This window comes from Acidovorax sp. A1169, assembly GCF_030704685.1.
Lineage (GTDB): Bacteria > Pseudomonadota > Gammaproteobacteria > Burkholderiales > Burkholderiaceae_C > Acidovorax.
In genome coordinates this window covers 90,636-116,015 of sequence record NZ_JAUZDX010000021.1, presented here as the reverse complement: position 1 = coordinate 116,015, position 25,380 = coordinate 90,636, and the positions used below count along the sequence as shown (strand labels likewise).

The 25,380-nt window shown below is 66.9% G+C and carries 22 protein-coding genes; 8 read left to right on the top strand and 14 right to left on the bottom strand.

The window, feature by feature from the left end; translation table 11 throughout:
- Positions 1 to 63: 63 nt before the first annotated feature.
- The 4 genes from QYL93_RS26210 (at position 64) to QYL93_RS26195 (ending at position 2,853) form a co-directional block, all read left to right on the top strand.
- Positions 64 to 1,440: a GGDEF domain-containing protein gene (locus QYL93_RS26210; protein WP_305746427.1), complete on the top strand. Its 1,377-nt coding sequence runs from the start codon at positions 64 to 66 to the stop codon at positions 1,438 to 1,440.
- Positions 1,441 to 1,464: 24 nt separating this feature from the next.
- Positions 1,465 to 1,746 carry a hypothetical protein gene (locus QYL93_RS26205; RefSeq protein WP_305746426.1) on the top strand — a complete coding sequence of 94 codons (282 nt, stop codon included), beginning with the start codon at positions 1,465 to 1,467 and terminating at the stop codon, positions 1,744 to 1,746.
- Between the two features lie 16 nt (positions 1,747 to 1,762).
- Positions 1,763 to 2,290, top strand: coding sequence for a GrpB family protein (locus tag QYL93_RS26200; RefSeq protein WP_305746425.1), 528 nt, complete (start codon positions 1,763 to 1,765; stop codon positions 2,288 to 2,290).
- Positions 2,291 to 2,385: 95 nt separating this feature from the next.
- Positions 2,386 to 2,853: a CopD family protein gene (locus tag QYL93_RS26195; protein WP_305746424.1), complete on the top strand. Its 468-nt coding sequence runs from the start codon at positions 2,386 to 2,388 to the stop codon at positions 2,851 to 2,853.
- A gap of 14 nt (positions 2,854 to 2,867) precedes the next feature.
- Here QYL93_RS26195 and QYL93_RS26190 read toward each other — a convergent pair whose 3' ends face one another.
- Positions 2,868 to 4,142, bottom strand: a complete 1,275-nt coding sequence (locus QYL93_RS26190) for an arsenic transporter (RefSeq protein ID WP_305746423.1) — start codon at positions 4,140 to 4,142, stop codon at positions 2,868 to 2,870.
- A gap of 196 nt (positions 4,143 to 4,338) precedes the next feature.
- Here QYL93_RS26190 and QYL93_RS26185 point away from each other — a divergent pair, with 196 nt between their 5' ends.
- Both QYL93_RS26185 and QYL93_RS26180 read left to right on the top strand, forming a co-directional pair.
- Positions 4,339 to 6,174, top strand: coding sequence for an ABC transporter ATP-binding protein (locus QYL93_RS26185; protein ID WP_305746422.1), 1,836 nt, complete (start codon positions 4,339 to 4,341; stop codon positions 6,172 to 6,174).
- Positions 6,175 to 6,421: 247 nt separating this feature from the next.
- Positions 6,422 to 6,748, top strand: coding sequence for an EthD family reductase (locus QYL93_RS26180; RefSeq protein ID WP_305746421.1), 327 nt, complete (start codon positions 6,422 to 6,424; stop codon positions 6,746 to 6,748).
- A 7-nt stretch (positions 6,749 to 6,755) separates the two neighbouring features.
- On the opposite strand, the gene QYL93_RS26175 is transcribed toward QYL93_RS26180, so the two are convergent.
- Both QYL93_RS26175 and QYL93_RS26170 read right to left on the bottom strand, forming a co-directional pair.
- Complete coding sequence (locus tag QYL93_RS26175) at positions 6,756 to 8,048, bottom strand: cytochrome c (protein ID WP_305746420.1); 1,293 nt, start codon at positions 8,046 to 8,048, stop codon at positions 6,756 to 6,758.
- 10 nt (positions 8,049 to 8,058) lie between these two features.
- Positions 8,059 to 8,820: a c-type cytochrome gene (locus QYL93_RS26170; protein ID WP_305746419.1), complete on the bottom strand. Its 762-nt coding sequence runs from the start codon at positions 8,818 to 8,820 to the stop codon at positions 8,059 to 8,061.
- A 118-nt stretch (positions 8,821 to 8,938) separates the two neighbouring features.
- On the opposite strand from QYL93_RS26170, the gene QYL93_RS26165 reads away from it, so the two are divergent.
- Both QYL93_RS26165 and QYL93_RS26160 read left to right on the top strand, forming a co-directional pair.
- A complete protein-coding gene (locus tag QYL93_RS26165; RefSeq protein WP_305746418.1) occupies positions 8,939 to 10,375 on the top strand; it encodes a PLP-dependent aminotransferase family protein in 1,437 nt (478 codons plus the stop codon).
- A gap of 222 nt (positions 10,376 to 10,597) precedes the next feature.
- A complete protein-coding gene (locus QYL93_RS26160) occupies positions 10,598 to 10,948 on the top strand; it encodes a hypothetical protein (RefSeq protein ID WP_057206775.1) in 351 nt (116 codons plus the stop codon).
- Between the two features lie 40 nt (positions 10,949 to 10,988).
- On the opposite strand, the gene QYL93_RS26155 is transcribed toward QYL93_RS26160, so the two are convergent.
- From QYL93_RS26155 to mshL, 11 genes are all read right to left on the bottom strand, one after another.
- Entirely contained in the window at positions 10,989 to 11,720 is a 732-nt protein-coding gene (locus QYL93_RS26155) for a prepilin-type N-terminal cleavage/methylation domain-containing protein (protein ID WP_305746417.1), read from the bottom strand.
- Between the two features lie 25 nt (positions 11,721 to 11,745).
- Entirely contained in the window at positions 11,746 to 13,116 is a 1,371-nt protein-coding gene (locus QYL93_RS26150; protein ID WP_305746416.1) for a prepilin-type cleavage/methylation domain-containing protein, read from the bottom strand.
- Positions 13,113 to 14,321, bottom strand: a complete 1,209-nt coding sequence (locus tag QYL93_RS26145) for a type II secretion system protein (protein WP_305746415.1) — start codon at positions 14,319 to 14,321, stop codon at positions 13,113 to 13,115. Before QYL93_RS26145 ends, QYL93_RS26150 begins: the two co-directional genes overlap by 4 nt.
- A complete protein-coding gene (locus QYL93_RS26140) occupies positions 14,318 to 16,597 on the bottom strand; it encodes a hypothetical protein (RefSeq protein WP_305746414.1) in 2,280 nt (759 codons plus the stop codon). Before QYL93_RS26140 ends, QYL93_RS26145 begins: the two co-directional genes overlap by 4 nt.
- Positions 16,598 to 16,621: 24 nt before the next feature.
- Positions 16,622 to 17,389, bottom strand: coding sequence for a prepilin-type N-terminal cleavage/methylation domain-containing protein (locus QYL93_RS26135; protein WP_305746413.1), 768 nt, complete (start codon positions 17,387 to 17,389; stop codon positions 16,622 to 16,624).
- A complete protein-coding gene (locus tag QYL93_RS26130; RefSeq protein WP_305746412.1) occupies positions 17,386 to 17,967 on the bottom strand; it encodes a hypothetical protein in 582 nt (193 codons plus the stop codon). The genes QYL93_RS26135 and QYL93_RS26130 overlap by 4 nt, the downstream gene beginning before the upstream one ends.
- 107 nt (positions 17,968 to 18,074) lie before the next feature.
- Positions 18,075 to 19,352: a type II secretion system F family protein gene (locus QYL93_RS26125; protein WP_305746411.1), complete on the bottom strand. Its 1,278-nt coding sequence runs from the start codon at positions 19,350 to 19,352 to the stop codon at positions 18,075 to 18,077.
- Between the two features lie 22 nt (positions 19,353 to 19,374).
- The gene (locus QYL93_RS26120; RefSeq protein ID WP_305746410.1) at positions 19,375 to 21,114 is read right to left on the bottom strand and encodes a GspE/PulE family protein; all 1,740 of its coding nucleotides are present in this window, start codon (positions 21,112 to 21,114) and stop codon (positions 19,375 to 19,377) included.
- Positions 21,098 to 22,645 (bottom strand): ExeA family protein, encoded by a 1,548-nt coding sequence (locus QYL93_RS26115; protein WP_305746409.1) that lies wholly within the window; start codon positions 22,643 to 22,645, stop codon positions 21,098 to 21,100. Before QYL93_RS26115 ends, QYL93_RS26120 begins: the two co-directional genes overlap by 17 nt.
- Positions 22,642 to 23,586: a tetratricopeptide repeat protein gene (locus tag QYL93_RS26110; protein WP_305746408.1), complete on the bottom strand. Its 945-nt coding sequence runs from the start codon at positions 23,584 to 23,586 to the stop codon at positions 22,642 to 22,644. Before QYL93_RS26110 ends, QYL93_RS26115 begins: the two co-directional genes overlap by 4 nt.
- Positions 23,583 to 25,379 carry a pilus (MSHA type) biogenesis protein MshL gene (gene mshL, locus QYL93_RS26105; protein WP_305746407.1) on the bottom strand — a complete coding sequence of 599 codons (1,797 nt, stop codon included), beginning with the start codon at positions 25,377 to 25,379 and terminating at the stop codon, positions 23,583 to 23,585. Before mshL ends, QYL93_RS26110 begins: the two co-directional genes overlap by 4 nt.
- Between the last annotated feature and the right edge of the window lies 1 nt (position 25,380).

The window sequence follows — 25,380 nt, the reverse complement described above, 5'->3', positions numbered from 1 at the left end:
ACCGCTGCACAATGGCCGCAAAGTGCTCCTTTGCACGCATTGACCCCAATGGCAGCCCTGCCCATGCAAAGCATTTCTTCCCTGAACGTTGTCGATCTCTTGCTCGACGCGGTGTGTGCCGTGGATGCGGATAGCCGCATCGTTTTCGTGAGCCCGGCGTTCGAGCGCATCTTCGGCTACCGCCCCGAGGAAGCCGTGGGCCTGCGCATGCTGGACCTGGTGCACCCCGAAGACCGGGGCACCACTGCGGACCAGGCCCGGTCCATCATGCAAGGGCAACTGCAGCTGCACTTCGAGAACCGCTACGTGCGCAAGGATGGCCGCATCACGCACATCCGCTGGACGGCGCGCTGGATCGAGGAGCGGCAGGTGCGCCTGGCCGTGGCCCACGACATCACCGAGCGCAAAAACATCGAGGTGATGCACGCAGCCATCTATGCCATCTCGGAGGCGGCCCACACCGCCAAGGACCTGATTGCGCTGTTCGAACACATCCACCAGGTCATCGGGCAGCTGCTGGCGGCCGTGAACTTTTCGGTGGTGCTCTACGACGCAGCCCAGAACGTGCTGAGCTACCCCTACCACGTCAACGAGCGCCACCCCGCCACCGGCACCCTGGCGCTGGCGGACGATGCCCTGTGTGCCGAGGTCATTCGCAGCGGGCAGTCGCTGCTGCTAACGCCGGGCACCCGCGCCGCTCTGCCCGCGCACCTGCGGTTGCCCGACGGTGAGAACGCGCCGCTTTACTGGCTGGGCGTACCCCTGCACACGCACCACGGTGCCATTGGAGCCCTGGTGGTGCAGGGCTATACCGAGCACGCAGCCTACACCGAGAAGGACAAGGAGCTGCTGCAGTTCGTTTCCACCCAGGTCGCGGCCGCCATCGAGCGCAAGCAGATGCACGAGCGCCTGGCGCACATGGCCCAGTACGACCAGCTCACGCACCTGCCCAACCGCCAGCTGTTCCTGGACCGGCTCAAGACTGCCCTGGCCCGCGCGCGGCGCGACCAGAGCCTGCTGTCGCTGATGTTCATCGACCTGGACCGCTTCAAGGAGGTGAACGACACCCTGGGCCACGCCATGGGCGACCTGCTGCTGCAGCGCGTTGCCCAGCGCCTGCTCGAATGCGTGCGCGGCTCGGACACCGTGGCGCGCATCGGCGGCGACGAGTTCGTGGTGCTGCTCGAAGGCGGCCATGCGCGCGAGCACGCCCATGCCATGGCCGAGAAGATCCTGGCAGCCTTCGGCCCCCCTTTCGACCTGGAAGGCCGCCCTGTGCACACGCAGCCCAGCATTGGCGTGGCCATCTACCCCGACCATGGCCGCGAGGAGCACCACCTGCTGGTGCATGCGGACGAGGCGATGTATGTCTCCAAGAAGAACGGCGGCAACCAGGTGCATACGGCACCGCCTCCGCACTCGCCCCCAGCCATCGCCTGATACGGCTGGGCCAAAATGCGGGGTATGCAGCGCCAACCTCGACAAACCGGCCACGATGGCGCGCCCCGGCAGCCTCGCCACGGGCTGCTATTGCGTGGGCTGATCACCCTGGCCTGGGTGCTGCCCGCAGGGCCGCTGCTCACGCTGCTGCTGTTTCCCTGGTGGTCGTGGGTGGAGGCGGCGACCGGCTGGGAATCCATGGGCCACTCGGGCCCCGCAGGCTGGTGCTATGTGGCGGCGTGGTGCGCACTGCTGGCCCTGGCCCTGCTGGTGCCCAGGGTAGCCCGGTGGCTCCTGCGCGGCTGACGCCTTTGACTGCCCCATGAACACCTCTGCAGCATCAAGCACAGACGACGCACCGATCGAGGTTGTGGACTACAACCCCGCCTGGCCCGCCCTGTTCGACGCCGAGCGCCGCCTGCTCCAAGAGGCGCTGGCGCCCTGGCTGGCCGGGCCGGTGGAGCACATCGGCAGCACCGCCGTGCCGGGCCTGCCCGCCAAGCCCATCATCGACATCATGGCGCCGGTGCACTCGCTGGCAGAGTCAGCCGACGCCATTGCCGCGGCCAGCGCGCTCGACTACCTGTACTACCCCTACAAGCCGGAGCAACTGCACTGGTTCTGCAAACCCAGCCCCGTGCACCGCACCCATCACCTGCACCTGGTGCCGCTTCACAGCGCCCTGTGGCAGCAGCGCCTGGCGTTCCGCGATGCCTTGCGGGGCAGTTCCACGCTGACCGCACGCTATGCGGCGCTCAAACGCCAGCTGGCAGTGCAGTACCGGCATGACCGCGAGGGCTACACGGAGGCCAAGGGGCCGTTCATCGCGCAGGTACTGGCGAGGATGTAATCCCCTTGGCATGCACGGCCTCCGGGCCGGCCGGCGCCCGTGCCCGCACAATCGGGCCACTACCACCATTGCCAGGGCCCCACGCCCCGCCTGCCATGCTCTACGCCGCACTCAAGTTCGTCCACGTCCTGTCCCTCATCGTCTGGATCGGAGGCATGGTCTTCGCCCACTTCTTCCTGCGCCCTGCCACCCTCGCACTGGAACCCCCGCTGCGCGTGAAGCTGATGCACGATGTTCTGCAGCGCTTTTTCGCTGCCGTGTCGGTGGCCGTGGTGCTGGTGCTGGGCTCGGGCCTGTGGATGATCGGCAATGTCGCGCGCATGGCCGCGCAGACGGGCGGGCGCTTTGCCATGCCGCTGTCGTGGACCATCATGGCCACCATCGGCCTGGTGATGATGGCGATCTATGGCCACATCCGCTTCGCGCTGTTCAAGCGGCTCAAGGTCGCCGTGGCGGCTGCGGACTGGCCAGCGGGCGGCAAGGCGCTGGCGTCCATCCGCACCCTGGTGGGCGTGAACCTGGCGCTGGGCGTGGCAACCGTGGCAGTCGTGTTCCTGCTCTGATGCGGATCTGCCCCTCAGGGCGTCAGCAGGTGCATCGAGTGCGCCGCCTGCAGCACCAACAGGGCTGACAGCAAGGCGGGCGGCATCACCACCAGCCCGAGCTTGAGAAACTGCCAGGCGCCCACGTGCAGGCCCTCGCGCCGCAGCGCGGCCAGCCACAGAATGGTTGCCAGCGAGCCCGTGACCGAGAGATTCGGCCCCAGGTCGATGCCGATCAGTGCGGCCGCGCGCACGGTGCTTGATGCGGATGCCGCGTCGAGCGAGGCCCCGGCCAGCAAGCCCGCAGGCAGGTTGTTGACCAGGTTGGTCGCCACACCCAGCAGGGCGCCGAGCAGCGTGCCCGCGCCCTGCGGCCAGGCTGCGGCGGCGTTGCGCAGTGCGCCCGCCATGAGGCCCACCACGCCCGTCAACTCCAGCGCCTGTACGAAGATGAACAGCCCCGCCACCAGGGGCAGCACATCCCACGAGACGGAGCGCAGCGCCTGCCAAGGCGCACGCCCGCATACAAAGGCCAGCAGCGCCAGCGTGCCCAGCGCCGCACCCAGCGTGGGCCAGCCCAGTGGGATGCGCAGCCAGGCGCAGGCCACCAGCACCACCACCGACGCCGCCAGGCCCCCTGCCGCCACCCGGCCGCCCAGGCCCAGGGGGTGCTCGGGCACGGTGGTGGCAATGGTTTCGGGGATGCTGCCGCGCAGCACCCAGCGCAGCGCCGCATAGGTCACACCGATGGACACCAGCGAAGGCAGCGCAAACAGCGCCAGCCAGTGCGCCAGCGAGGGCATGCCGCTGCCCCAGACCACCAGGTTGGCCGGGTTGGAGATGGGCAGCACGAAGCTCGCCGCATTGGCGATGAAGGCGCAGATGAACAGGTAGGGCAAGGGCGAGGCCCCCACCGCACGCGCCACGGCAAACACGGCCGGGGTCAGCACCACGGCGGTGGCGTCGTTGGACAGGAACACCGTGACCAGCGTGCCCACCGCATACACCCACACGAAGAGGCGCCGGCCCGAGCCTTTGGCCTGGCGCGCCGCCAGGGTGGCCAGCCAGTCGAACACCCCCTCGCGCCGGGCGAGCTCGGACAGCAGCATCATGCCGGCCAGGAACAGGTAGACGTCGTGCCCGCGCAGCACGCCCGCCCAGGCCTGCGCCGGGGTGAGCAGGCCAAAGGCCAGCAGCAGCGCTGCGCCGGCCACAGCCCATACCGCCTCGGGCAGGCGCCAGGGCCGCACGATGACCGCTGCGGTGGCCACGCCGATGATGCCCCAGGTCCAGGGCGCGAGCGCCGTCATGCGGCCAGGCCCCCCAGGGGCTTTGGGATATCGATGGACGCAGCGTACGCGGGACGGGTGTGCATGGGGGCGGATTCTATGCAGTGCCCGCCCACCGCGCCTCGCCCCAATGCCCCTGCCGGTGCGCCGGGTCACGAGGGCACTTACCATGTGGTCAAAAGAACGTGCCTGCGGCACGCGCCAAGGAGCCCTCCCATTGTTCGGATTTTTTGAGAAACGCGTAGCGCCCTACCCTGTCGAAGAACCCCACCTGCCGCCCAAGGACTTCATGGCCTTCGTGTGGGACGGCACGCGCGGCCTGCGCGGCCACGTGGTGGCCATGGCGGCCCTGTCGGCAGCGATTGCGGTCTACGAGGCGCTGCTTTTCGCCGTGCTCGGCCATGTGGTGGACTGGCTCTCCAGCGTCTCGCCCGCGGCCCTGTGGGCCGAGCGCCGCACCGAGCTGATCGGCATCACCGTGCTGCTGCTCGGCTCGGTGGCCCTGGTGGCGCTGCAGACCAGCGTCAAGCACCAGGTGCTGGCCATCAACTTCCCGCTGCGCCTGCGCTGGAATTTTCACCGGCTGATGCTGGGCCAGAGCATGGCCTTCTATGCCGACGAGTTCGCGGGCCGCATCACCACCAAGATCATGCAGACCGCGCTGGCGGTGCGCGACATGATCTTCACCACCACCGACGTGGTGGTGGGCATGGGCGTGTACCTGGTGACCATCCTGGCGCTGCTGGCAGGCTTCGACGCGCGCCTGCTACTGCCTTTCGTGATCTGGATGGTGGCCTACGGCCTGGCCTGCTGGTACTTCGTGCCGCGCCTGGGCAAGGTGGGCAAGGCGCAGGCCGATGCACGCTCGGCCATGACGGGGCGCATCACCGACGCCTACACCAACATCGCCACGGTGAAGCTGTTCTCGCACACACGGCGCGAGTCGGAGTTCGCGCGCGCCGCGATGGACGCCTTCAAGCTCACGGGCTATGCCCAGATGCGCCTGGTGAGCCAGTTCGAGATCGTCAACCACATTCTGGTGGTCGGCATGATCCTTGGGGCCTGCGGCACTGCGCTGTGGCTGTGGTCGCTGGGCCAGGTAGGCGCCGGCGCCGTGGCCGCCGTGACGGCGATGACGCTGCGCGTATCGGGCCACGCCCACTGGGTGATGTGGGAGATGACCACGCTGTTCGAGAGCGTGGGCACCATCCAGGACGGCATCAACACCCTGACGCGCCCGCGTGCCGTGGTGGACGCGCCCGACGCCAAGCCGCTTCAGGTCACCCAGGGCGAGGTGAAGTTCGACAACGCGACCTTTGCCTATGGCAATGGCCGCCCGGTCATCGACCACCTGAACCTGACCATCCGCCCCGGCGAGAAGATCGGGCTGATCGGCCGCTCCGGCGCCGGCAAGTCCACGCTGGTGAACCTGCTGCTGCGCTTTCACGATGTGCGCTCGGGCCGCGTGCTGATCGACGGGCAGGACATCGCCCATGTCACGCAGGACAGCCTGCGCCGCTCCATCGGCATGGTGACGCAGGACACCTCGCTGCTGCACCGCTCCATGCGCGACAACATCCTCTACGGCCGTCCCGACGCGAACGAGGAGGACCTCAAAGCCGCCGCCCAGCGCGCCGAGGCCTCTGAATTCATCGCCACGCTGAGCGACCTGCAGGGCCGCACCGGCTACGAGGCGCATGTGGGCGAACGCGGCGTGAAGCTCTCGGGCGGGCAGCGCCAGCGCGTGGCGATTGCGCGCGTGATGCTCAAGGACGCGCCCATTCTGCTGCTCGACGAGGCCACCAGCGCGCTGGACTCGGAGGTGGAGGCGGCCATCCAGCAGAGCCTGGACGGGCTGATGCAGGGCAAGACGGTGATCGCGATTGCCCACCGCCTGTCCACCATCGCGGCCATGGACCGGCTGATCGTGCTGGACGCCGGGCGCATCATCGAAGAGGGCACGCATGCGCAACTGCTGGCGCAGGGCGGCGTGTATGCGCGGCTATGGGGGCACCAGAGCGGTGGCTTCCTTGGTGAAACCGACGAAGACTGAAGCGGCGCGATTTGACACGCAGGCGACAACGGCAGCCGCCCGTGTCACTCAGGCGGCTGCTGGCAACCACAGTGCGCCCTAACGTGCAGGCTTCGGAGGCCATTCAGCCCCCCAACCAGAGCGGCTCACAAAACTCAGCGAAGCGGTTCTGGCTAGGCGCTGTGTCGTAGGCAGTACGAGTAGTACGACAAGACGCAGCAACGACACCAGAAGAGTTTTGTGAGTCGCTCCAACGAAGAGCGCCTGCATGATCAAGATCACGGCACTGTACCGCTGGCACGAGGGTGCCACGTTCGACCACGACTACTACCACGGCGAGCACATGCGCATTGCGCGCCAGGCACTGGGCCCGCTGGGCCTGGTGCGGCTGGAGAGCGACCGCGTGATGTACCCCGGCCCGCCACGCCCCGGGCAAGTGGTGGCGCTGACCAATGCCTTCTTCGAGACGGTGGAGCAGGCCCAGGCGGCGGCGCAGCAGACCGCACCGGTGCTCACGGCCGACGTGCCCAACTACACCGACATCAAGCCCGAGTCGTACATGGCGCAGATGAAGGCGCACCCCCTGGGCGGCTGAATCCGCTCTACAGACCCCGGCGCTCCCGCGCACGGTAGACGTCGAGGGTGCCCACCGCCGCAGCCTGGTTGCCCCAGCTGTTGCGCACAAAGGTGGCGACGGCGGCCACCTCCTCATCCGTCAGCAGATGGCGAAACGGCGGCATGCCGTACGGGCGCGGGTTGCCGGCCGTGGCCGGCAGGTAGCCGCCCTGCAGCACCACGCGCACCAGGTTGGTGGTGTCGGCCAGCACCACGGCGCGGTTGCCGGCCAGCGCCGGGAAGGCGCCCGGCCCGCCCTGCCCCTGGCCCTGGTCGCCATGGCACTGGGCGCACTGCTGCTCGTAGACCTTGGCGCCGCGCGCCATGGCCGAGGTGGCAGGTGGTGCAGCGGGTGGTGGCGACACGGTGTGCTGCGGCAGGTCCTGCAGGTAGACCGCCATGGCTTGCGCATCGGCATCGGTGAGGTACTGGGTGCTGCTAAACACCACCTCGGCCATGGGGCCCAAGACCGAGCCGTGGGGCGCCACGCCGGTCTTGAGCAGGGCCACCACGTCCTGCACCGGCCATTCCTTCACGCCGGCCTCGGCCGCGGCGTTGAGCGCCGGGGCGTACCAATTCTGCACGGGGATCAGGCCGCCGTTGAAGGCCAGGGCGTCGCTGGTGGCGCCCAGGGCGTTGCGCGGCGTGTGGCAGGCCGTGCAGTGGCCCAGGCCGTTGACAAGGTAGGCGCCGCGGTTGTACTCGGCCGTCCGCGTGGGTGCGGTCACTGCCGTGCCCGGCGCAAAGAACAGCGCCCGCCACACGGCCAGCGCGGCCTGCGTGCTGTACGGAAAGCGCAGCGCATGCGGCCGGTTGGCGTCGGCCACGGCAGGCTGGCTCTGCAGGTAGGCGTAGATGGCGTCCGAATCCTCGCGCGTGACCTGGGTGTAGTTGGGGTACGGAAACGCCGGGTACAGCAGCCGCCCGTCGCGCGAGCGGCCATGGTGCATGGCGCGCCAGAACTCGGCGGACGACCATTGGCCGATGCCGCTGGCCTTGTCGGGCGTGAGGTTGGAGCTGTGCACCACGCCAAACGGTGTTTCGATGCCGCGCCCGCCCGCGAACGGCGCGCCTCCCTGCGTGGTGTGGCAGGCCATGCAGTTGCCCACGCGCGCCAGGTATTCGCCGCGCGCCACCTGTTCGGGGGTAGAGGCAAAGGCTTCGGGGGTGGAAGGCAGCGGTTCCTCGCCGCGCAGGTTCAGGGTGATCACGGCAGCTGCGGCAATGCCCAGCGCAGCCAGGGTGAATGAAATGGAACGGAGGATGGTGCGTGTTCTCATGGCATCCCCCTCAGCCTGCGGCCACGGGCACGCCGTCCACCCCGCCGCAGCGCGCAGGCATGGGCTGGGCCAGGCGGGCCGCTGGCTTGCCGCCGCCGGGCACGGGCTGGGCGGCGAGCCAGGCGGACACGGCGCTCACGTCGTCGGGCGTGAGCTGGCGCGCGATATCGGCCATGCAGTCGGGCGCATGGGCGCGCCGCTGGCCGGTCTTCCAGGCGCCGAGCTGGCTGTTGAGGTAGTCGCGAGGCAGGCCCAGCAGGCCGGGGATGAAGGGGTTCACCCCCGTCATGGCCTGGCCATGGCATTGCACACAGGCCGGGATGCCGCGCGCGGCATCGCCCTGCTGCACCAGCAGGCGGCCTTTTTCCAGCGCAGCGGGTGGCGCCTGGGGTGCGGGCGGTGGGGCATACGGCACGTCGAGCGCAGCGAAGTGCGCGGCCATCTCGCGCAGGTAGTCGTCGGTCAGGTGCTCGATGAGGCCGGTCATCTGCGGGTAGCTGCGCCGACCGTCACGGAAGTTGATGAGCTGGTTGGCCAGGTAGCCTGCGGGCTTGCCCGCGATGCGCGGAAAGTAGCCCTCCTGAGTGGCGCGGCCTTCCTTGCCATGGCAGGTGACGCAGGCCAGTACGCGCGGCGCCATGCCGCTGGCTACGGGAGTGGCGGCCACAGGGACTGCGGGAGTCGCCGGTTGCGCCACTGCACAGCCCAGGCTGGCGGCCATCCACAGCGGGACAACAAGAGGACGCAGCAGACTGCGCAAACGATCGATCATGGGGAGGCTGCTTCTTTTGGGGTTGCCATGGACTTTACGCCCGACCTCAAAAACAGTACAGATTCAGTTTCAGGTTAAAAATACGGATCAGTTTGTACCAGATCAAAACATTCCCTGTATGAAACGCTACGAGCGCCACGCCGATGCCATCGCCCAGCTCATCCACAGCGGTGCGCTGCGCCCGGGCGAGCGCGTGCCTTCGGTGCGCGAAGCCAGCCGCACCCGGGGCATCAGCCCCTCCACGGTGTTTGAGGCCTACTACCTGCTGGAGGCGCAGGGCCTGATCCATGCGCGTCCGCGCTCGGGCTACTACGTCAGTACGCACCTGCCCACGGACGCCGGGCAGACGACGGCTCCGGCCGAGCCCCTGCCCTCGCAGCCGGCAGCGGGCTCGACCGGCGTGGCCATCAGCGACCTGGTGTTCGAGGTGCTGGGCTCGGCACGCGACCGCGGTCTGGTGCCGCTGGGTTCGGCCTTTCCGGGGCTGGAGCTGTTTCCGTTCGAGCGGCTGGCGCGCTGCCTGTCGGGCGGCATGCGCAAGCTTGACCCCTGGAGCATCGTGCAAAGCCTGCCGCCCGGCGACGAGCGCCTGCGCCAGCAGATCGCACTGCGCTACGGCCTGCACGGCACGGCGGTGGACACGGGCGAGCTCATCATCACCAACGGCGCCATGGAGGCGCTCAACCTGTGCCTGGAGGCCGTGACTCGGCCGGGCGACATCGTGGTGGTCGAGTCGCCCACCTTCTACGCCGCGCTGCAGGCGCTGGAGCGGTTGAACCTGAAAGCCGTGGAGGTGGCGACCCACCCGCGCGAGGGCATCGACCTGGCCGCGCTGGCCGAAGCCCTGGCGCGCCACCCGGTCAAGGCCTGCTGGCTGATGCCGAGCTTTCAGAACCCGCTGGGCAGCCTGATGCCCGAGGAGAACAAGCGCGCGCTGGTGGCCCTGCTCGCGCGCCACCAGGTGCCGCTGATCGAGGACGACGTGTATGGCGAACTGCACTTTGGCCCCGAGCGCCCGCCCCCGGCCAAGGCCTTCGACACCGAGGGGCTGGTGATGCACTGCAGCTCGTTCAGCAAGTGCCTGGCCCCCGGCTACCGCGTGGGCTGGGTGGCGGCGGGCCGCTTTGCCACCGCCGTGCAGCGCCTCAAGCTCATGACCACGCTGGCGGCGGCCACACCGTCGCAGCAGGCGCTGTCCGAGTACCTGGCCCAGGGCGGCTACGACCGGCACCTGCGCCAGCTGCGCCGCAGCCTGGCACGGCAGCAGGAGCGTGCGCTGGCCGCCATTGCGCGGCATTTTCCGGCCGGCACGCGGGTGTCGCGGCCCGAGGGTGGGTACTTTCTGTGGGTAGAGCTGCCGCCGTCGGTCAACGCCCTTACCCTGCACCGCCAGGCCCTGGCCCAGGGCATCAGCCTGGCGCCGGGCCAGATCTTCTCGGCCGACCAGCGCTTTGCCCACTGCGTGCGCATCAACTACGGGCACCCGGCACAGGAGCGCTTCGAGGAGGCACTGGCCACCGTGGGGCGGCTGGCGGGGAAGTTGGCGCTGGGCTGAGGGTGTTTGCCGCTTTTTGGTGCAACGCAGCACTTTTGCGCCCCATCCGACGGAAAACTCGCACGACAAGTTCTTTCATTTTGCTGACAAACCCCGGCACAGCGTTGGATACACCCAACTTCGGGTTCGCCCCTCTTCTGGCATGGCTATTGCACGGCATACTGACCGCCGCCCGGCTTGCTGGCCCCACCAGGGCCGGCCGAGCAATCAACACCGCCTACCATGCCACCACCCCAGCGTGTCCCGATCCTGACCGTGGAAGACGAAGACGACTGGGTCGTCTCGTTTGCGTTCGGCCCCCAGGGGGCAGACCGCCTGACGCTCAAGCGCACGCCCCGGCTGGAGTTCATGCTGCGCCCCGAGCAGCGCGGCGTGTTCGTCGGCGCCGGCATGGGCACCCGCCCTGCCCCGCTGGTCGCAGTGCAATGGGGCAGCAAGAGCGTGGACGTGGTCTCCACCGAGCGCCGCTACAGCCTGGACATCAGCAAGGTGGACGGCAATCTGCTGGCCGCTGCGCTGCAGGTGCTGGGGAAGATGAACTTTGACCAGAGGTTTCAGCTGGCGGGGGTGTGAGGCACCCGCCGCGAAGCCTTCATGCCACTCCCGGGTAGCGTCAGCGCGTCATCTTGAAGAGCGCATTCACCACAGCCACCTGGGATTCGTCCAGCGATGTCGCCGCCACGGTGCCAAAGGCCATGCGGTCGTCGATGGGCCAGATCTGACCAGGGTTGTTCGCGGTCACGTCAGCCGCCAGTGCGGCAGCACGCAGGCTGCCGAAACGGGCATCACTGCGACCATCGATCTGCTGGTCTAGCGCGCCCGCCAAAGAATAGGTGACGTTGCTGATCACCATCACGTTGCGCGGCAGCGCCACATAAGTTCCCATTGCCGCACCAGGCTCCGACCATTGAGCGCTCTGGAAGCAGACCTGCACCTCCTGCGGGTTGCCATTGCTGTCCAGGTAGACATAGCGGTCTTGCTGGCCTTCAGTACGCCCGGTGGGTATGCGGATGCCTGCCGCCAGGAAGGCGTTCATCATGGGAGCACCGCACAACGCAACTCCGACGTTGGCACCGCTCCCATTGACCCGTCCAGAAGGAGCAAGGGGGTCATCGCCTGGCGGCCGTCCCACCCCATTGAAATACGCCTCATATGCCAACTGCCAGCCCTGGATGAAGTCGGTAGACAGGCGCTGGTTGGCGGCCGAGCGCTGCAGATCGCGGCCCACGGCCACGGCGCCGATCAACAGGCCGATGACGACCAGGACAACGCTCAGCTCCAGAAGTGAAAAGCCGCGCTCACGGCGCTTGGCCAGGCGGCCAGGAAAGGGGCGAAGAGAAGTCATGTTGGTAGCTCGGTGTGCGTGGAGATCAGTGGCTGATGGCATCTGCTCTGAGGGCATTCAAGTTGACGGCCTGGGCCAACGCGGTCATGGCCGAGGTCCGCGTAGCGAAGTCCGTATGCACCTGCCTGGCTTCTGCCAGGGATTTCTGGGCGTCATCCAGGGCAATGGCCGCGACAATCACGCTCGCGGCGGCCAACCCGGCACCGAACAAGGCCGGGGCCAGCTGGAACGAGCGGGCGCCCGCGCTGCCTGTCGCATCCGCCATGGCCGCCAGGGTTTCCTTGCCGGCATCCAGCACGCTGGCAGCGGCAGACGCCACGCCCGCCTTCGCTGAAGCCACATCCGCCTCGCCCAGCACGACGGCCACGTACAGTTGGTCCCGGTAGTCGTACATGGCCCGCTCCAGCACCAAGGCCCCCGTGGCCGCGTTGAAGTGCGCATGGGACGCCCCGGAAAGCGCCGCACCGCAATGGAGCTCCGCAAACAACTCCGTGGGGCTGGCCGCCATCACGATGTCGTCATAGGTGTCCGTCACCGCCGTGCCGGGCGCCTCGAAGGTCGGGGCACTGTCGCTGGCCGTGCTGTTGGCGCCATCGAAGGCCCCGTTGATACCGTCCGCATCCAGCAAGCCCGGTGCGACGATCACGAATGCCACGGCACGCTTGGCTGTCGTGCCAGCCAGCCTGGCATTGACACCCAACCGCGTCGAAACGGTGGACACGGCGTCGGAAGCCGTGTTCAAGGCCAGGCAAACGTCAATCAGGTTGACCGCTTGGGTCCCCCCGGCGGGTGGCGGGCAGGCGGCCGTCGGGGAGACATTGTTGGGCAGGCAATTGGCGTTCAGCGGGTCCTCGGCGGCAAGCGATGGGTCCCCGACCTTGCCCGAAAACGTGGCCCCCAGCACCCCTTCCGCCGGCACGGGAAGTTGCGGGAGATTGGGGTTGGGTGCGTTGTTGTTCGTGGGCGGATTGGGTGCGGCACCGGTGCGTGGGTTGGGCGTGGGCACGCGCAGCGGGTTCATCCTGTCCTTTGCCACGGCCAGATCGCGGTCCAGATGGGGGGTAACCGAGGGATCCCGAGACACGCCGTAGCGCAGCAGCCCCGCCTCCGGCCGGGGCAGGTTGAGGGTTCTCCAGGGCACAAAGCCCACCTGGCGCGTGCCGGCGCAATCTTCCACGCCCTGCGCGTTGACAGCAGGGCAAGGCAGCCGGTAGTTCGAATGCAGGAAACCGACCACGGCATCGCGCGCCTGCTGCTGCACGTCCGTCTGCACCGAGGTGACGCGCTGCCGCTCGGACAGTTGCCAAAAGATCACGGCTGCCGGAATCACCAGCCCCAGAGCGAGCAGCACCAGGGACAACTCGACCAGAGTGAAACCCATCATGCGGTGTTTCATGGATTGAGCCCCTTGGTGTCACGCAGCACTGCAGCGTTCAAAGCCTGCGTAAAAGAGTCCAGCACGTGCGCCACATAAGGGTGCACTGCTGCCTCCTTCGCCGTGGCGGCCAAAAGTTCTTCCCTCGCCACGCGCTGCTCGGCGATGGCCAAACCGAGCTCGGCGGCCGCTGCGAGCGCGCTGGCTGCAGACAGTGCAATGCCAAAGACCGTGGCGGCCTCGGTGTTCGCGGCACTGGCAATGGCCAAGGCTGCGCTTCCCGCGGCGATGGCGGCGTTCATCGTGGCCAGCTGGAAGGCTGTATCGGCGTTTTGCACCGCAGACTCGGCCTGCTCGATATCGAAAATCAGCAGCGACCAGTACTCCCTCACCACGCGGGCCGTGTCGTACGCCGCATAGGCGCCTTGCGCAGCGGCCAGCAGTTCACCCAGGCGGGCCACGCACCCGATGCGGGCAGACAGGTCGGCCGGACCCACGGCAATCGCGAGGTCGTCGAAGCGGGGATCTGGCGTGCGCCCCGGAAAGTCAAAGCGATGGCTCCCACCGGACGCATTGTTCCCTTCGAAAACCCCATTGGCCCCGGGGTGCACCAGCACATAGGCCACGGGAATTTCGTTGGCATTGCTGGTACCGATCCTGAGGGTGTTCGCCACGGTGGGGTTGGCTGCATACCTGCGCAACACGCGGCACCAGTCCAGTCCATTGACAACATTGTTGCGGTTCGTGGCGGCGGTGATGGCGTCGCCGGCGTCCGTGACCGCTTTGGTGACCACGGCTGTACCCGCAGGAATCGGCAGCAGTTGACTGAAGTCGACACCCAGGGTGGGGCGGACGAAGGCCGGGGCGGTAACCGCCAGATCCAGGCCGGTGCCTCCCCTGTTGACGCCATAGTGCAATTGGCTGAAGCTGCTTCCAAGCCCCAGCGCCCGCCAGGGCAAAAGCACGGCCGTGGCGTCGGCACAGGACTCATTGCCCGCATTCGTCAACGCAGGGCACGGCAAGCGATGGTGGGCCAGCACGAAGCCTTCGACCGCAGCCTGTGCCTGCGCCAGCTGCCCCATCATGGCGGGGCGCTGCAAGGGCTGCCGCGTGCCCTCCAGCCAGCGCCACGTGAAGACGCCGATCACGCCCACGATCGCCATCGCCACCGCCAGCTCCACCAACGACAGACCGTGCTGCCGGGTTCGAAAACGCGCGGCCATCATCGCGTCCCTCCCTTCTGATCCACCCGGTAAAGGATATTGTCGGCATGGCTCGGTGCCATGGGGTTGACCCCGCCCGTCCTGGTGAAAGTGCAACTCGCGGGGTTGTCCACCAGATTCTTCATTTTGTCGGCCTGGGCAATGATTTCGGCCTGCCACGCTTCGGCTTTGGCCAGGCGGTCCTTGAGCGCGTTGATTTCTCGCTGAAGTCTGTCGGCTGCCAGGAAAGAAGCCGTGGTGCTCGGCGCCGTGCCATATGCAGAGCCAAACAACCTTATCAAGGCATCCCTGATATCGATTGCATTGACCTGGATGGCGCAGGCACCAAATTGCGTACAAGCCGACACCGTGCCTCCAGGCCCAGTGAGTGTGTACGTGAGCGTATTCAGATTCGTGCCCACAAAACGCTGAATCTTCGCCTGGTAATCTGCCTGCGCATTATTGAAAGCAATCTCCTTGGCATTGCGATCAAGGATGGCGGCATCCAGTTTCACCTGGGCCTTGTCGCGCGAATCCACGGCACTGGCAATTGCAGACGTCATGGCACCACCATTTTTCGCCAGCGACAATTCAGCATTCTTGCCCGTACGCACACCATTCAGGCGCTTGAGCTCTTCTTTCATAGCGTTCATTAGAGGATCAGCGGGATTGGTGGCATCAATCAATTGCTGCTGGGCGATGATCTGTTGATCGAGAGCGGCTATTTCCGCATTCAGGCGTGTGATGCTCCCAGCAGCATCCGCCTGCATGTCCTGGTACTTCTTGATTTCGTCGTTCCAGTGCTTGATTTCATCGGTGTATTGGGTCACCACGGACTTGGAAACTTCGAACTTAAGAGAGGCGTCAGCCCACGTCGTAGCGGCATCTTGTATCAAGATAATCTGACCATCCAAGCTGGAAGATGTATACGCCGGATTATTTCTGCGGAGAACATCGAGAAGGTTCTTTTTCGCAGCTTCGCGCTCACTGATCGCCAGTACCAACGCTGCCTCCTTGGAGGCAATTGCCGCCTTGATATTGGCTACATCCGCCGCCGCGTCGGTCTTTTGCTTGTCGAATGCGGCCTTCATCTTGTCAGCCAGATCGCTGTCGATCTTGGGGCACTGGAAGTCCGCGGCTACCGCATCTCGGTCCGCAATATCCAGGGCCTTGTTCGCGGCGATGGCTGCTTCGACATTCAACACAAAGGCAGCAATGTGCGCGGGCATGACCCCTGCAAAAGCCAGTGCGGCAGCGGCAAAGTGCATGGGGAAGGCCGCACAGGAGGTGGCGATGATCCCCAGCGAGCCGACGCAGATTCCCAGATGGGTGGCCCCGTTTGCAATTTCGGACGCTCCTTCGATGGCCGTCAGGACAAGCTCCAGCCCCGTGATGGTGGCCGCCAGCGCCGCGAAGGCGACTGCGCGGCGCGCAAAGCGTATGTTGTCCGCCTGCATCGCGGCCACGTGCACGCTGACGTCATGCCCCAAGGCCACGGTGTTGATCGAATCGATGAGGGGCCGGCAATGGAAGGCGGTAAGCAGGCTGGCGAACGATCGCTCCAGCACCAGGTCGTTGTAGCTGTTCGGGCCCAGGCCCGGCCTGCGGGCCGGGTCTTCCAACCAATTGGCATTGGCGGCCCTGTTGTCATTGGCCCCATCGAACACATCACCGTTGCCATCCGCATCGTTGATGCCCGGGTGGGCCAGCGCATAGGCCGTGGCCCTTGCAGGTGCCGAATTCACGCTTGCCAGCGTGGCCGCCATGGGCGTCCCTCGCGCCGTTTCAATGCGCTGGCACAGATCGGTCAGGGTGAACAGGGCCGGCTGGCTGTACGTCCGCATCTGGGAAAAGTTCGCCGGCGTGCCGCCGTACTCGAGAGGCCTCCACGCATCGGTCAGCAGGCTCAGGTCATTGGTACCCCCCTGCCTCTGTACCAGATACCGCAACTGGCCTACGTCCACCCCCGGGTCGGCGCCTGCCAGGCGCAGCGTCACGGAAGGAAGCCAGCCCTTCTGGTCGGCGGGTGCACCGCAGTCCTCTTCCCCGTCCCGATTGACGTCCGGGCAGGGAAGGCGCCTCTCCACCGTGGCAAAGGCAATGATCGCTTGGTCGGCCTGGGCCAGCGCCTGGCGCTCCTGGCGCGACGAATCCACCGCAGAGCGCTCGCGCCATTGCAGGTAGCCGATAGCGGCAAGGCCTGCGACCACCGAGATCATCAGCAGGACCTGCAGCAGGCCGAAGCCACGCGAGCGGTGGGCTGCAGCGCGATGGGTGGGGACAGGGAGATGGCGTGGCATGGAATTCTTCAAAGGGCAGCGCCGTCAGGGCAGGCTCTGGCGCAACCAGCCAGCGAGCTCGGTGGGCGAATCCGCCACCACCACATCGTCGGAACCGAATCGCAGCGGGGCTGCAGGGTTGGCGGCGCACAGGCTGGCAACTGCGTGGGGGGGGTCGAAGCGATTGCCTGCAGTGGTCTTCTCCTGCAGCGGCACGATCGCCCAATAGGCCGCCGAAACAACCAGGTTGCCCGCGCAGTCAATGGCGCCCGCCACGCCAGCATCGCCGGTCAAGTAGGGCCGGGTGTTCACCGTCGCCAGGAGCGAGGCATTATTCAGTGCGACGATCAGGTCCGAGACATCCTCGAACGTCAGGTTGCCGGCGACATCGAGCGACCGCTCCCGGGCCACGGCCAAGTCGGCGTCCTGTGTCGGAACAGCAAGGTTTTCAGCCCGAAACATGGCATAGCGCGCAAACAGCTCCGGCACTGGCAACTCCAGCCCCACGGTCACATACGGAAACCACCCCAGTTGCCGATTGGCCGCACACACCTCATAGCCATTGGGGTCTGCTGCGGGACATGGCAGCCGGCCATGGCGCAATGCAAAGGCACGCACAATGGATTGGAGCTGCTGCGCATGCGCCCGCCCGCGCTCCACCCGCTGCTGCGCGGCCACCGTCTCGTACCCGGTGAAGGCCGCCCAGGACATCAGGCCCGCAACCAACAGCGCCACCGCCACCTCCAGCATGGTGAAGCCGGCCTGCGCCCTTTGCGCAAAAGAGCGGGTCGGGCGGAGCACGGGCTTGTTCATGGAGCCTTGGTCCCCGTTGGCAAGGCCGGCGCGTACTTCTGGAGATTCTGTATATCGGTGCTGACACGTGGGCCCAGGGCCTGCATCTCGGCCTCGATGGCCCGCTTGCGGGCAACATCCTTGGGCGCGGTGCTTTTCTCCACCGATTGCAACTCATCGTTGAGCTTCTGGAGTTTGGCGCTCGTCTCCATCGTGCCCCGCAGGGCCTGGAAATAGCGCGGATCCACGCCCTCCGAAATCGCTTCGAGCTGGTCGATCAACGCACGTGCCTTTTCAGGTGAGGCCTGCATGCCCTGCGCGCGCAAGGCATTGAACTCCGCGCGCAGTTCGTTCAGGCGCTGGCGGCGGTCCTTCAGGGCCTGGGCCGATGCCGTAGGCGCAGGCACGTCGGCCAGCGTTGCGGGCGCGCTGCGGGCAACCTGGGGCTGGGGAGCGGGAGCCGTGACCTGAGCACCATCGGTCCTGGCCGGGCCGCTTGCGGCGGGCCCGGGCGCTGGAGCCAGCAACCAGGATCCGGCCGCCACAATAGCCAACAGCAGCAGGCCCAAGCCCCCGCCAATCAATACGTGCTTGCGCATTCAACTCTCCGCCCGAGCAAGTGGGCGGCCCTCTCCAAAAACAAGACTTCCGCACGACACCAACGGGCGCGGTGCACCTGACGGGGCAAGCGGCGCGATCGTACGCATCACTGCCCCATCCCCATGGTCTGGCTCACCGACTGGCGCACCAGGTCGTAGACCGGCAGCAGCAGCGCCACGATGAGGAACAGGAACAATGCACCGGCAATCAGGATGATCACCGGCTTCAGGATTTCGGCCAGCGACTTGACGACCACTTCCAGACGCTTGCGGTAGTCTCCGGCCAGGTGGGCGAGCTGCTGGTCCAGGCTGCCGGACTCCTCGCCCACCGAGATCATGCGCACCGCCATGGCCGGGAAGCCGCCCACACGGCGCATGGAGGAAGACACCGATTCACCACGCGACACCGATTCGGCCACCTGGATCAGGCGGGTGCGGTAGTAGCGGTTCTTGGTAGCGCGGCCCAGGATGCGCAGGCTGGAGACCAGGTCCACGCCGGCACGCACCAGGATGGACAGGTGCTCCGTCATGTGCGCCATACCCGAGGACAAGAGCAGCGTGCGCGATATCGGCAGGCGGTGCAGCAGGTTGTAGGTGGCCAGCTGAAAGCTTTCCGAGCGCTTGAACAGCACGGTACCCGTGATGGCGACCACGGCGACGACGAGCAACACCCAGGGCAGGTGGGTCGAGAGCATGTTCGCGAACGAGACCAGGCCTTCGGTGATGGGCGGCAGCTTGGCCTGCATCTGCTTGAAAAGCCGGGCCATGTTGGGCACCACGTAGTAGATCCAGAAGATCGCCACGCCGATGATGGTGCTGAACACGAAGGCCGGGTAGATCAGCGCGGTCTTGATGTCGCGCTTGATGTTGATCATGCGCTCCACGTGCTCTGCCGCCTCGCCCAGCATGCGGTCGAGCGTACCCGTCTGGTCACCGATGGAGACCAGGTTGCGCACGGTCTCCGGGAACACGTCGGGGTGGCGGTTGAAGGCCTCCGTCATGCCCACGCCGGCGTTCAAGTCGTCGAGCATGTTGCGGGCCACGTAGGCCATGGCGCGGTTCTCGCTGGTGTCGCTTTCGTCCACCAGGGTCTGCAGCGCGTCGAGCGCAGGAACGCCGGCACGCATCATGAGGCCCATGTCGCGCAGGAAACCCGCCAGATCTTCGCCGCGCACCTGGCGGCGAAACACATGCATGAGGATTTCGGAGAAGAAGGCCAGCCAGCTTGGAAAGCGGAACAGGCTGAGCACCGTGCCATCGGTGTCCGATTCGATGCGCATGCGCACCGACACCTCGCGCTTGACCGCCAGGCGCAGCAGGCCCGAGCGCACGCTGCCATGCGGCAGCAGCACCCGGTAGTAGTAGGTATTGAGAGATGAGGCCATGGGTCGTTTCCGCCGAGACGGGTCAGTCCTCGCCCACCGTGCGCAGGATCTCTTCCATGGTGGTCTCCCCCGCCAGCACCCGGTTGCGCGCCAGGGTCAGGATCGGGCGCATGCCCGCCCCCATGGCACGCTGGCGGATTTCTGCGCGCGTGGCGTCGGAGGCGATGGCGTCGGCCAGGTCGCGGTTGACGACCAGCATCTCGTACACCGGCAGCCGTCCCAGGTAGCCGGTGTCGCGGCAGTGGTGGCAACCCGCGCCGTGGAACACCTGCGGGGCCGAGTCGGGGTTGGTCAGGCCCAGCCAGCGGCGCTCGTCGTCCGTCGCCAGGCGGGGCTTGGCGCAATGCGGGCAGATGCGGCGCACCAGGCGCTGGTTGATAACCGCGACCAGGTTCTCGGCGATGGTCTCGGTGTCCACGCCCAGCAGCTTCAGGCGCGGCATCACGCCAAAGATGCTGCCCACGTGCAGGGTGGAAAGCACCAGGTGGCCGGTGGACGATGCATCCAGGGCCGCACGCGCGGTCTCGGAATCGCGGATTTCGCCCACCAGGATGATGTCCGGGTCGTGCCGCAGAAAGTGCCGCATGGCATTGGCGAACTCGTAGCCCGCGCGACGGTTCACCTCGGTCTGGCAGGCCACGGGCACGCGGTATTCCACCGGGTCTTCCACGGTGAGCACGTTGCGCTCAATCAGCGGCTGCATGCGCAGGGCGGCATGCAGCGTGGTGCTCTTGCCAGAGCCCGTGGGGCCGGTGATGAGGATCAGACCGTGCGGCTTGGCAAAAGCCTTGGCCATCACGGTCACGTCTTCCTGCAGAAAGCCCAGGTCGGCCAGCTTGTCCAGGCTGCTGCGCTCGGGCAGCAGGCGCAACACCATGCGCTCGCCGAATTCGGAGATCAGCGTGGAGACGCGGATCGTGTAGTTGTGCTCCATCACCTGCGCGGTGAAGCTGCCGTCCTGCGGCAGGCGCTGCTCGCTGGCGTCCATGTCGGCCTGCAGCTTGACGTAGACCACCAGGCGGTCGAGCGCGGGCGACAGGGCGAACACCGGGCGCAGCACGCCGTCCACCCGCAGCAGCACCGAGCGGCTGCGCGCCGTGGGCGCCAGGTGGATGTCGGTGGCGCGCTCGCGCACGGCCAGGTGCAGCATGTGTTCGAGCAAGCGCGCCGGGCTGTAGGCCCGGTCGATGTCGGCCTCAAGCTTGCGCACCTCGCTCTCGACCAGGCGCGTGGGCGGGTTGTCGGCAAAGTAGTAGTGCTGCTGAATGGCCTGGGCCACGCTGTCGAACTCGCCCTGGAAGAAATGGCAGGCCTTGCCCAGCTTGCGCATCACCAGTTCGCGCACGGCGTCGGGCTGGGCATCGCCCAGCACCACCTCGATCTTGCCTTCATGCTCGCGCACAGGCAAAAAGCCGTAGGTCAGGCACAGCGAGCGGTTGAACACCGCCGCCACGGCGGGGTCGGGCTCGGGCAGCTCGGCGGCGTTCACGAACAGCAGGCCACGCTGGCCGGCCAATTGGCGGGCCACCTCGTTGGCACTGGCAAAGCCCAGTTCCACGAGCAGGTTGCCCATGGGCACCTTCTCGATCTTCTGCTTTTGCAGCACGTAGTCGATCGCCACGGACGAGACGACGCCGGCATTCACCAGCGCCGCCCCCAGGGAGGGGCTTTTCTCCTGCAGGGCAGCCAGGCGGTCGGTGACGGAAGTGCCGGGCGGCAGCGAAAGGGCGGCGTCTAGCACCGGGTCAGCGGGCGGATACATTCTGCTGCTCCAAGATAAAGAAAGTCAGTTCGTCTGGTTTGCCCGTGGGGGCCAACCCGTGTTGCAGCTGGAAGCGGGCAAGAGCCTCCCCCGTCTTGGAGCCGAAGAAGCCGTCGTCCAGCTCGCGCGGATCGAGCAGACCCAGGCCCTTGAGCTTGAGCTGCACGTTGCGCGTGGCCTGCTGGGCCGCCAGGATGTGGCGCGCCTCGCTGCGGCCCAGCCACGCCACCCATGCATCCTTGCCGTCGGTAAAGCGGCAAACACGGGGCATGGGCTTGAGCGCATTGGCATTGGCGCCCCGGGGCTGCGGCAGGCGCTGCACCTGCAGCACGTCGTCTGCGGTGGCGATGGCCTTGAGCTGGGCTTCGCAGGCAATGCGGGGAGAAACCTCGGCTACGGACACGGGCGCAGAGGCTGCGGCAGCGCTGGGGTCAGCGGCCGCCGATGCGGCTACGGCAGGTGAGGGCTCCGCCACCGTCGGCATCTGCGCGACGGGAGCCGGCGTTGGCGCCTCGGGCGCAGCCTTTGGCACTAGCGCCAGTGAGTTCTTCGGGGCGACATCGGCCACCGGCGGCGCACTGCCGCCGGAAGAAGACAGCCCCCAACTGGCCAGCGCCACGGTGGCCGTGGTTCCGGCCACTAGGCCGGCAGCAACCCAGGCCCAGCGGCGGCGTGGGCGTGCCACGGCGGCAGCGATGGTGGCAGCGTCATCGCCCAGCGCCGGCATATCCGAGACAGCGCGCTGCACCAGCGCCTCGGTGATCACCGAGCCGCGGGTGCTGGCCAGCCCATAGAGGCAGCGGTCCAGCACCAGGTGGATCTGGCGCAGGTTGCCCTGTGTGACGCGGTAGACGATATCGACCGCAGCCGGCTCGATGGACAAACGCCCTTCGGCCCCCGCCGCGTTGACGCGGAAGTCGAAATACCGGGGCATTTCGTCCTTTTGCAGGCCCGACAGGCGTGCATGCTTGACGATGCGGCTCTTGAGCTGGCGCAGCTCGGGCGCGGCCAGGGTGTCTTCCAGCTCGGGCTGGCCCACCAGCAGGATCTGCAGCAGCTTCTCCTGCCCGGTTTCGAGGTTGCACAGCAGGCGCACGAGTTCGAGCGACTGCACGCTCAGGTTCTGCGCATCGTCGATCACCAGCAGGCTGGTTTCATCGGCCTTATGGCGCTCGATCAGGAACTCCGTCAACCGGGCGAGGCCCTGCTCCACCGAGTCACTGGGCGGCAGGCCGAAGTCGCTCCGGATGGCCGAGAGCAGTGCGCTGTCCTGCAGGAAGGTGTTCAGCACCAGCGCTGAGCGGCAATTCCTGTCCTTGAGCGTATCGAGCAGGCGCCGCACCATGGTGCTCTTGCCCAGGCCCACCTCGCCGGTGAGCAGCACGAAGCCCTTGCGTGCCTCGATGCAGTGCGCGACCTCCGCGAAATCCTCTTCCAATCGGGGCGTAAAGAAGTACGACCCCGCGTCCGGCGTGGGAGGGAAGGGATTGCGCGACAGACCCAGCGTCGCGTAGACAGGGCTGGTGCTCATTGGCGGGCGTTGGGGGTGAACTGACCCAGGGCAGAGCGCAGCGCGGCAGAGTCGGGGGACAGGCGCAGTGCGGTGTCCAGCGTCGCACGGGCCTCCTCGGGCTTGCCCCGGCGGCTGTGGATGCTGGCGAGGTTGATGGATGCCTCTTCATCGCCAGGCATGCGGTCCAGGATGGCGCGGTACTGCTCGGCAGCGGCGGCATCGTTGCCGCCGCGCAGGTCGAACCAGGCCTGGGCACGCAGCAGGCCCAGGGAGCCAGCGGGCAGGCGGGCCTTGAGGGCGGCCAGCTCGCGCTCGGCATCGACGGTCTGGTTGTTCTTCATGGCGGCCACGAAGCGGGCGAAGCGCAACTCCACCGGCGTTTCGTCCACCACCGGCGCGGACAGCGGCGCCACTGCGGGCTGTACGGCAGCGCGCGCCGTAAGCGCGGGGCGAGGCATTGCCGCAGGCCGCGGTGCTACCGTTACGTTGTCAGCCTGGCTGGTTGCGGACTGCGCGACCACCACGGCAGCAGCGGGCTCGGCGGCCTGCACCGGGGCTAGTACAAACCGTGGTTGCGCGGCTGGTGCGGATACCGAAGGCGCAGGCATTGCGGTCGTAGCAACCACCACGGGCGAATCAGCAATCGGCGTGGTACCAGCGGTGGTCTGCACCGCTACCAACGGCAGCGAAGCGGCCGCTGCAGGAGCAAGAACCACCTGAGGTGCTGGTGCAGCCGGGGCCACCACGTACGGCTGGGGCTTGGGTTGCTTCTGGCTCTGCCAGATCACCCAACCCAGACCACCCGCAGCCACCACGATGGCGAAGGCCAGGGCACCGTCCAGCCATGCAGGACGGCCGCCGCGCGGCGCGGCATTGGCACGCGGCCGCACTGGAGCGGGCGCAGCAGGGGCTGCTGCTGCCGTATCCATGGATTTCAGCGCGTCGTGGATGAGGCTCATAGCACACGCGCCCGCAGAACGATCACCAGCTCACGGCTGCCATGCACCTTGTTCTCATTGCCGAACAGCTTGCCCAGCAAAGGGACATCGGACACACCTGGCGCGCCACGGTCGTTGTTGGACGTACGCTGGTCGATCAGCCCGCCCACCACCACCACGTCGCCGTCACCCACGTTGAGGGTGGTTGTCAGGCCCTTGTAGCTCACCTTGGGCAGCGATACGAGGTTGTCACCGCCCACGGCCACCAGTTGCAGGCTGGCGGGATCCACGTCGCTTTGCATGGGATTGATCAGCAGCTCGATGCGGCCGTCTTCGCGCACCATGGGCAGAACACCCACCATCACGCCGGAGAACACCGTGTCGGTCTGCACGCTGGAAGAGGTCGTGGTTGCACCGCCCCCGGGCGCCGTCTGTGTGGAGGCCGACTGCGACACGTAGCGCGAACTGGTGCCCACCGACAACAGCGCTGGCGTGCCATTGCGAACCTGCACATTGGGGTTGGACAGAACCTTGAGGTTGCCGAACGAGCGCAGCGCGTTGATCACGATGCCGTAGTTGCTGCCTTGGTAGGAGGCGCCAAACGCAGGCCCCGTGAGGCTGCCGATGAGCGCAGCGGGGATAGAGATCGCACGCGCCGGATAACCATTGCCTGCGTTGGGCAGGGTCCCGGCACTTCCGCCCATCTGCATGGGCGAGGAGCCGAAGCCCGTGGCCAGGCGGCTGCGCAGCGAGGTCCAGTCGACGCCAAATTCGAAGTTGTCAGACAGCTGCACATCGATCAGCTGTGCCTCGACATACACCTGTTTGCCCAGCACCTTGTGCACCTGGGCAAGCATCTTTTCCACGGCGCGCATCTTTGACGGGCGACCCTTGACATAAAGCGTGCCCGTCATCTTGTTCAGGGTGAAGCCGGTGTCTTCGCCCATGGTGGATGCCGCCAGGGCGCCTTGCTGCACGCCCTGCTGGCCGGAACCACCGATCCAGGCGGAAGACGCGCCGGGGGCGATCTGCTGGCCCTGTCCAGACTGCATCTGCTGGAGCTGCGGCTGGTTGCGGCCTTGCTGGCCATCACCCAGGATGGCTTTGAGCGCGCCTTCGATGTCCTGGTAGGGGTCGGTGCTGCTGCCACCGGAGCCCGACAGTGTCAGATTGCCCTGCTGCGCCCCCGAGCCGCCGCCACTGCTGCCACCACCACCGCTGCTGCCGCCGCCACTGCCTCCGCTGCCACCGAACACATTGCCGCCAGAACCCATCTGGATGCTTGTCTTGGCGTTCAGGAAGTTGAGGGAGAAGAATTTTTCTTCGGTGAGGTTCACGCGCAGCGTGTTGCCGCGGAACTCACCCGCCACGTCGTAGGTGCGCATGACTTCGTTGAAGCCTTCGCGCAGCGTGACCTGGCGCAAGTGCATGTCGGCCAGTTGTCCGCCCTTGAGCACGTTGGGGTCCACGATCAGGTTGAGGTTGCCGGCATCGGCGAATGCCCCCAGGATCTGGCTGATACTGGCTTTGGACATGGCCACGTTGATCAGTTTGCCTTCCAGCGGATCGAACACGGGCGCCATGGGCACAATCACCGGAGGCTGCGCGGCCCTGTTCAGTTCGGCCAGCAGCAGTTGCTGGTGCTCCAGCAGGCGCTTGGCCTCCTGCACCGCGTTCTCGCGCATCTGATCGGCAGCCGCGGTGTCCGGCGCGGGCAGGCTCGATACGCTGCGCGGTGGATTGTTGGCGCACCCACTGAGAATGAACGCAGCGCAAAGCAAGGCAATGGGCGTGAAGATCGGAGATTGGTTCATA

What these genes read in the sequence shown, in the direction of transcription:
- QYL93_RS26170 (WP_305746419.1), bottom strand. Translation starts at nt 8,820, where the DNA reads ATGATCGATCGTTTGCGCAGTCTGCTGCGTCCTCTTGTTGTCCCGCTG.
- QYL93_RS26115 (WP_305746409.1), bottom strand. Translation starts at nt 22,645, where the DNA reads ATGAGCACCAGCCCTGTCTACGCGACGCTGGGTCTGTCGCGCAATCCC.
- QYL93_RS26150 (WP_305746416.1), bottom strand. Translation starts at nt 13,116, where the DNA reads ATGAAACACCGCATGATGGGTTTCACTCTGGTCGAGTTGTCCCTGGTG.
- QYL93_RS26160 (WP_057206775.1), top strand. Translation starts at nt 10,598, where the DNA reads ATGCCACCACCCCAGCGTGTCCCGATCCTGACCGTGGAAGACGAAGAC.
- QYL93_RS26200 (WP_305746425.1), top strand. Translation starts at nt 1,763, where the DNA reads ATGAACACCTCTGCAGCATCAAGCACAGACGACGCACCGATCGAGGTT.
- QYL93_RS26110 (WP_305746408.1), bottom strand. Translation starts at nt 23,586, where the DNA reads ATGAGCCTCATCCACGACGCGCTGAAATCCATGGATACGGCAGCAGCA.
- mshL (WP_305746407.1), bottom strand. Translation starts at nt 25,379, where the DNA reads ATGAACCAATCTCCGATCTTCACGCCCATTGCCTTGCTTTGCGCTGCG.
- QYL93_RS26135 (WP_305746413.1), bottom strand. Translation starts at nt 17,389, where the DNA reads ATGAACAAGCCCGTGCTCCGCCCGACCCGCTCTTTTGCGCAAAGGGCG.
- QYL93_RS26180 (WP_305746421.1), top strand. Translation starts at nt 6,422, where the DNA reads ATGATCAAGATCACGGCACTGTACCGCTGGCACGAGGGTGCCACGTTC.
- QYL93_RS26120 (WP_305746410.1), bottom strand. Translation starts at nt 21,114, where the DNA reads ATGTATCCGCCCGCTGACCCGGTGCTAGACGCCGCCCTTTCGCTGCCG.
- QYL93_RS26125 (WP_305746411.1), bottom strand. Translation starts at nt 19,352, where the DNA reads ATGGCCTCATCTCTCAATACCTACTACTACCGGGTGCTGCTGCCGCAT.
- QYL93_RS26195 (WP_305746424.1), top strand. Translation starts at nt 2,386, where the DNA reads ATGCTCTACGCCGCACTCAAGTTCGTCCACGTCCTGTCCCTCATCGTC.
- QYL93_RS26190 (WP_305746423.1), bottom strand. Translation starts at nt 4,142, where the DNA reads ATGACGGCGCTCGCGCCCTGGACCTGGGGCATCATCGGCGTGGCCACC.
- QYL93_RS26210 (WP_305746427.1), top strand. Translation starts at nt 64, where the DNA reads ATGCAAAGCATTTCTTCCCTGAACGTTGTCGATCTCTTGCTCGACGCG.
- QYL93_RS26175 (WP_305746420.1), bottom strand. Translation starts at nt 8,048, where the DNA reads ATGAGAACACGCACCATCCTCCGTTCCATTTCATTCACCCTGGCTGCG.
- QYL93_RS26155 (WP_305746417.1), bottom strand. Translation starts at nt 11,720, where the DNA reads ATGACTTCTCTTCGCCCCTTTCCTGGCCGCCTGGCCAAGCGCCGTGAG.
- QYL93_RS26165 (WP_305746418.1), top strand. Translation starts at nt 8,939, where the DNA reads ATGAAACGCTACGAGCGCCACGCCGATGCCATCGCCCAGCTCATCCAC.
- QYL93_RS26205 (WP_305746426.1), top strand. Translation starts at nt 1,465, where the DNA reads ATGCAGCGCCAACCTCGACAAACCGGCCACGATGGCGCGCCCCGGCAG.
- QYL93_RS26130 (WP_305746412.1), bottom strand. Translation starts at nt 17,967, where the DNA reads ATGCGCAAGCACGTATTGATTGGCGGGGGCTTGGGCCTGCTGCTGTTG.
- QYL93_RS26140 (WP_305746414.1), bottom strand. Translation starts at nt 16,597, where the DNA reads ATGCCACGCCATCTCCCTGTCCCCACCCATCGCGCTGCAGCCCACCGC.
- QYL93_RS26145 (WP_305746415.1), bottom strand. Translation starts at nt 14,321, where the DNA reads ATGATGGCCGCGCGTTTTCGAACCCGGCAGCACGGTCTGTCGTTGGTG.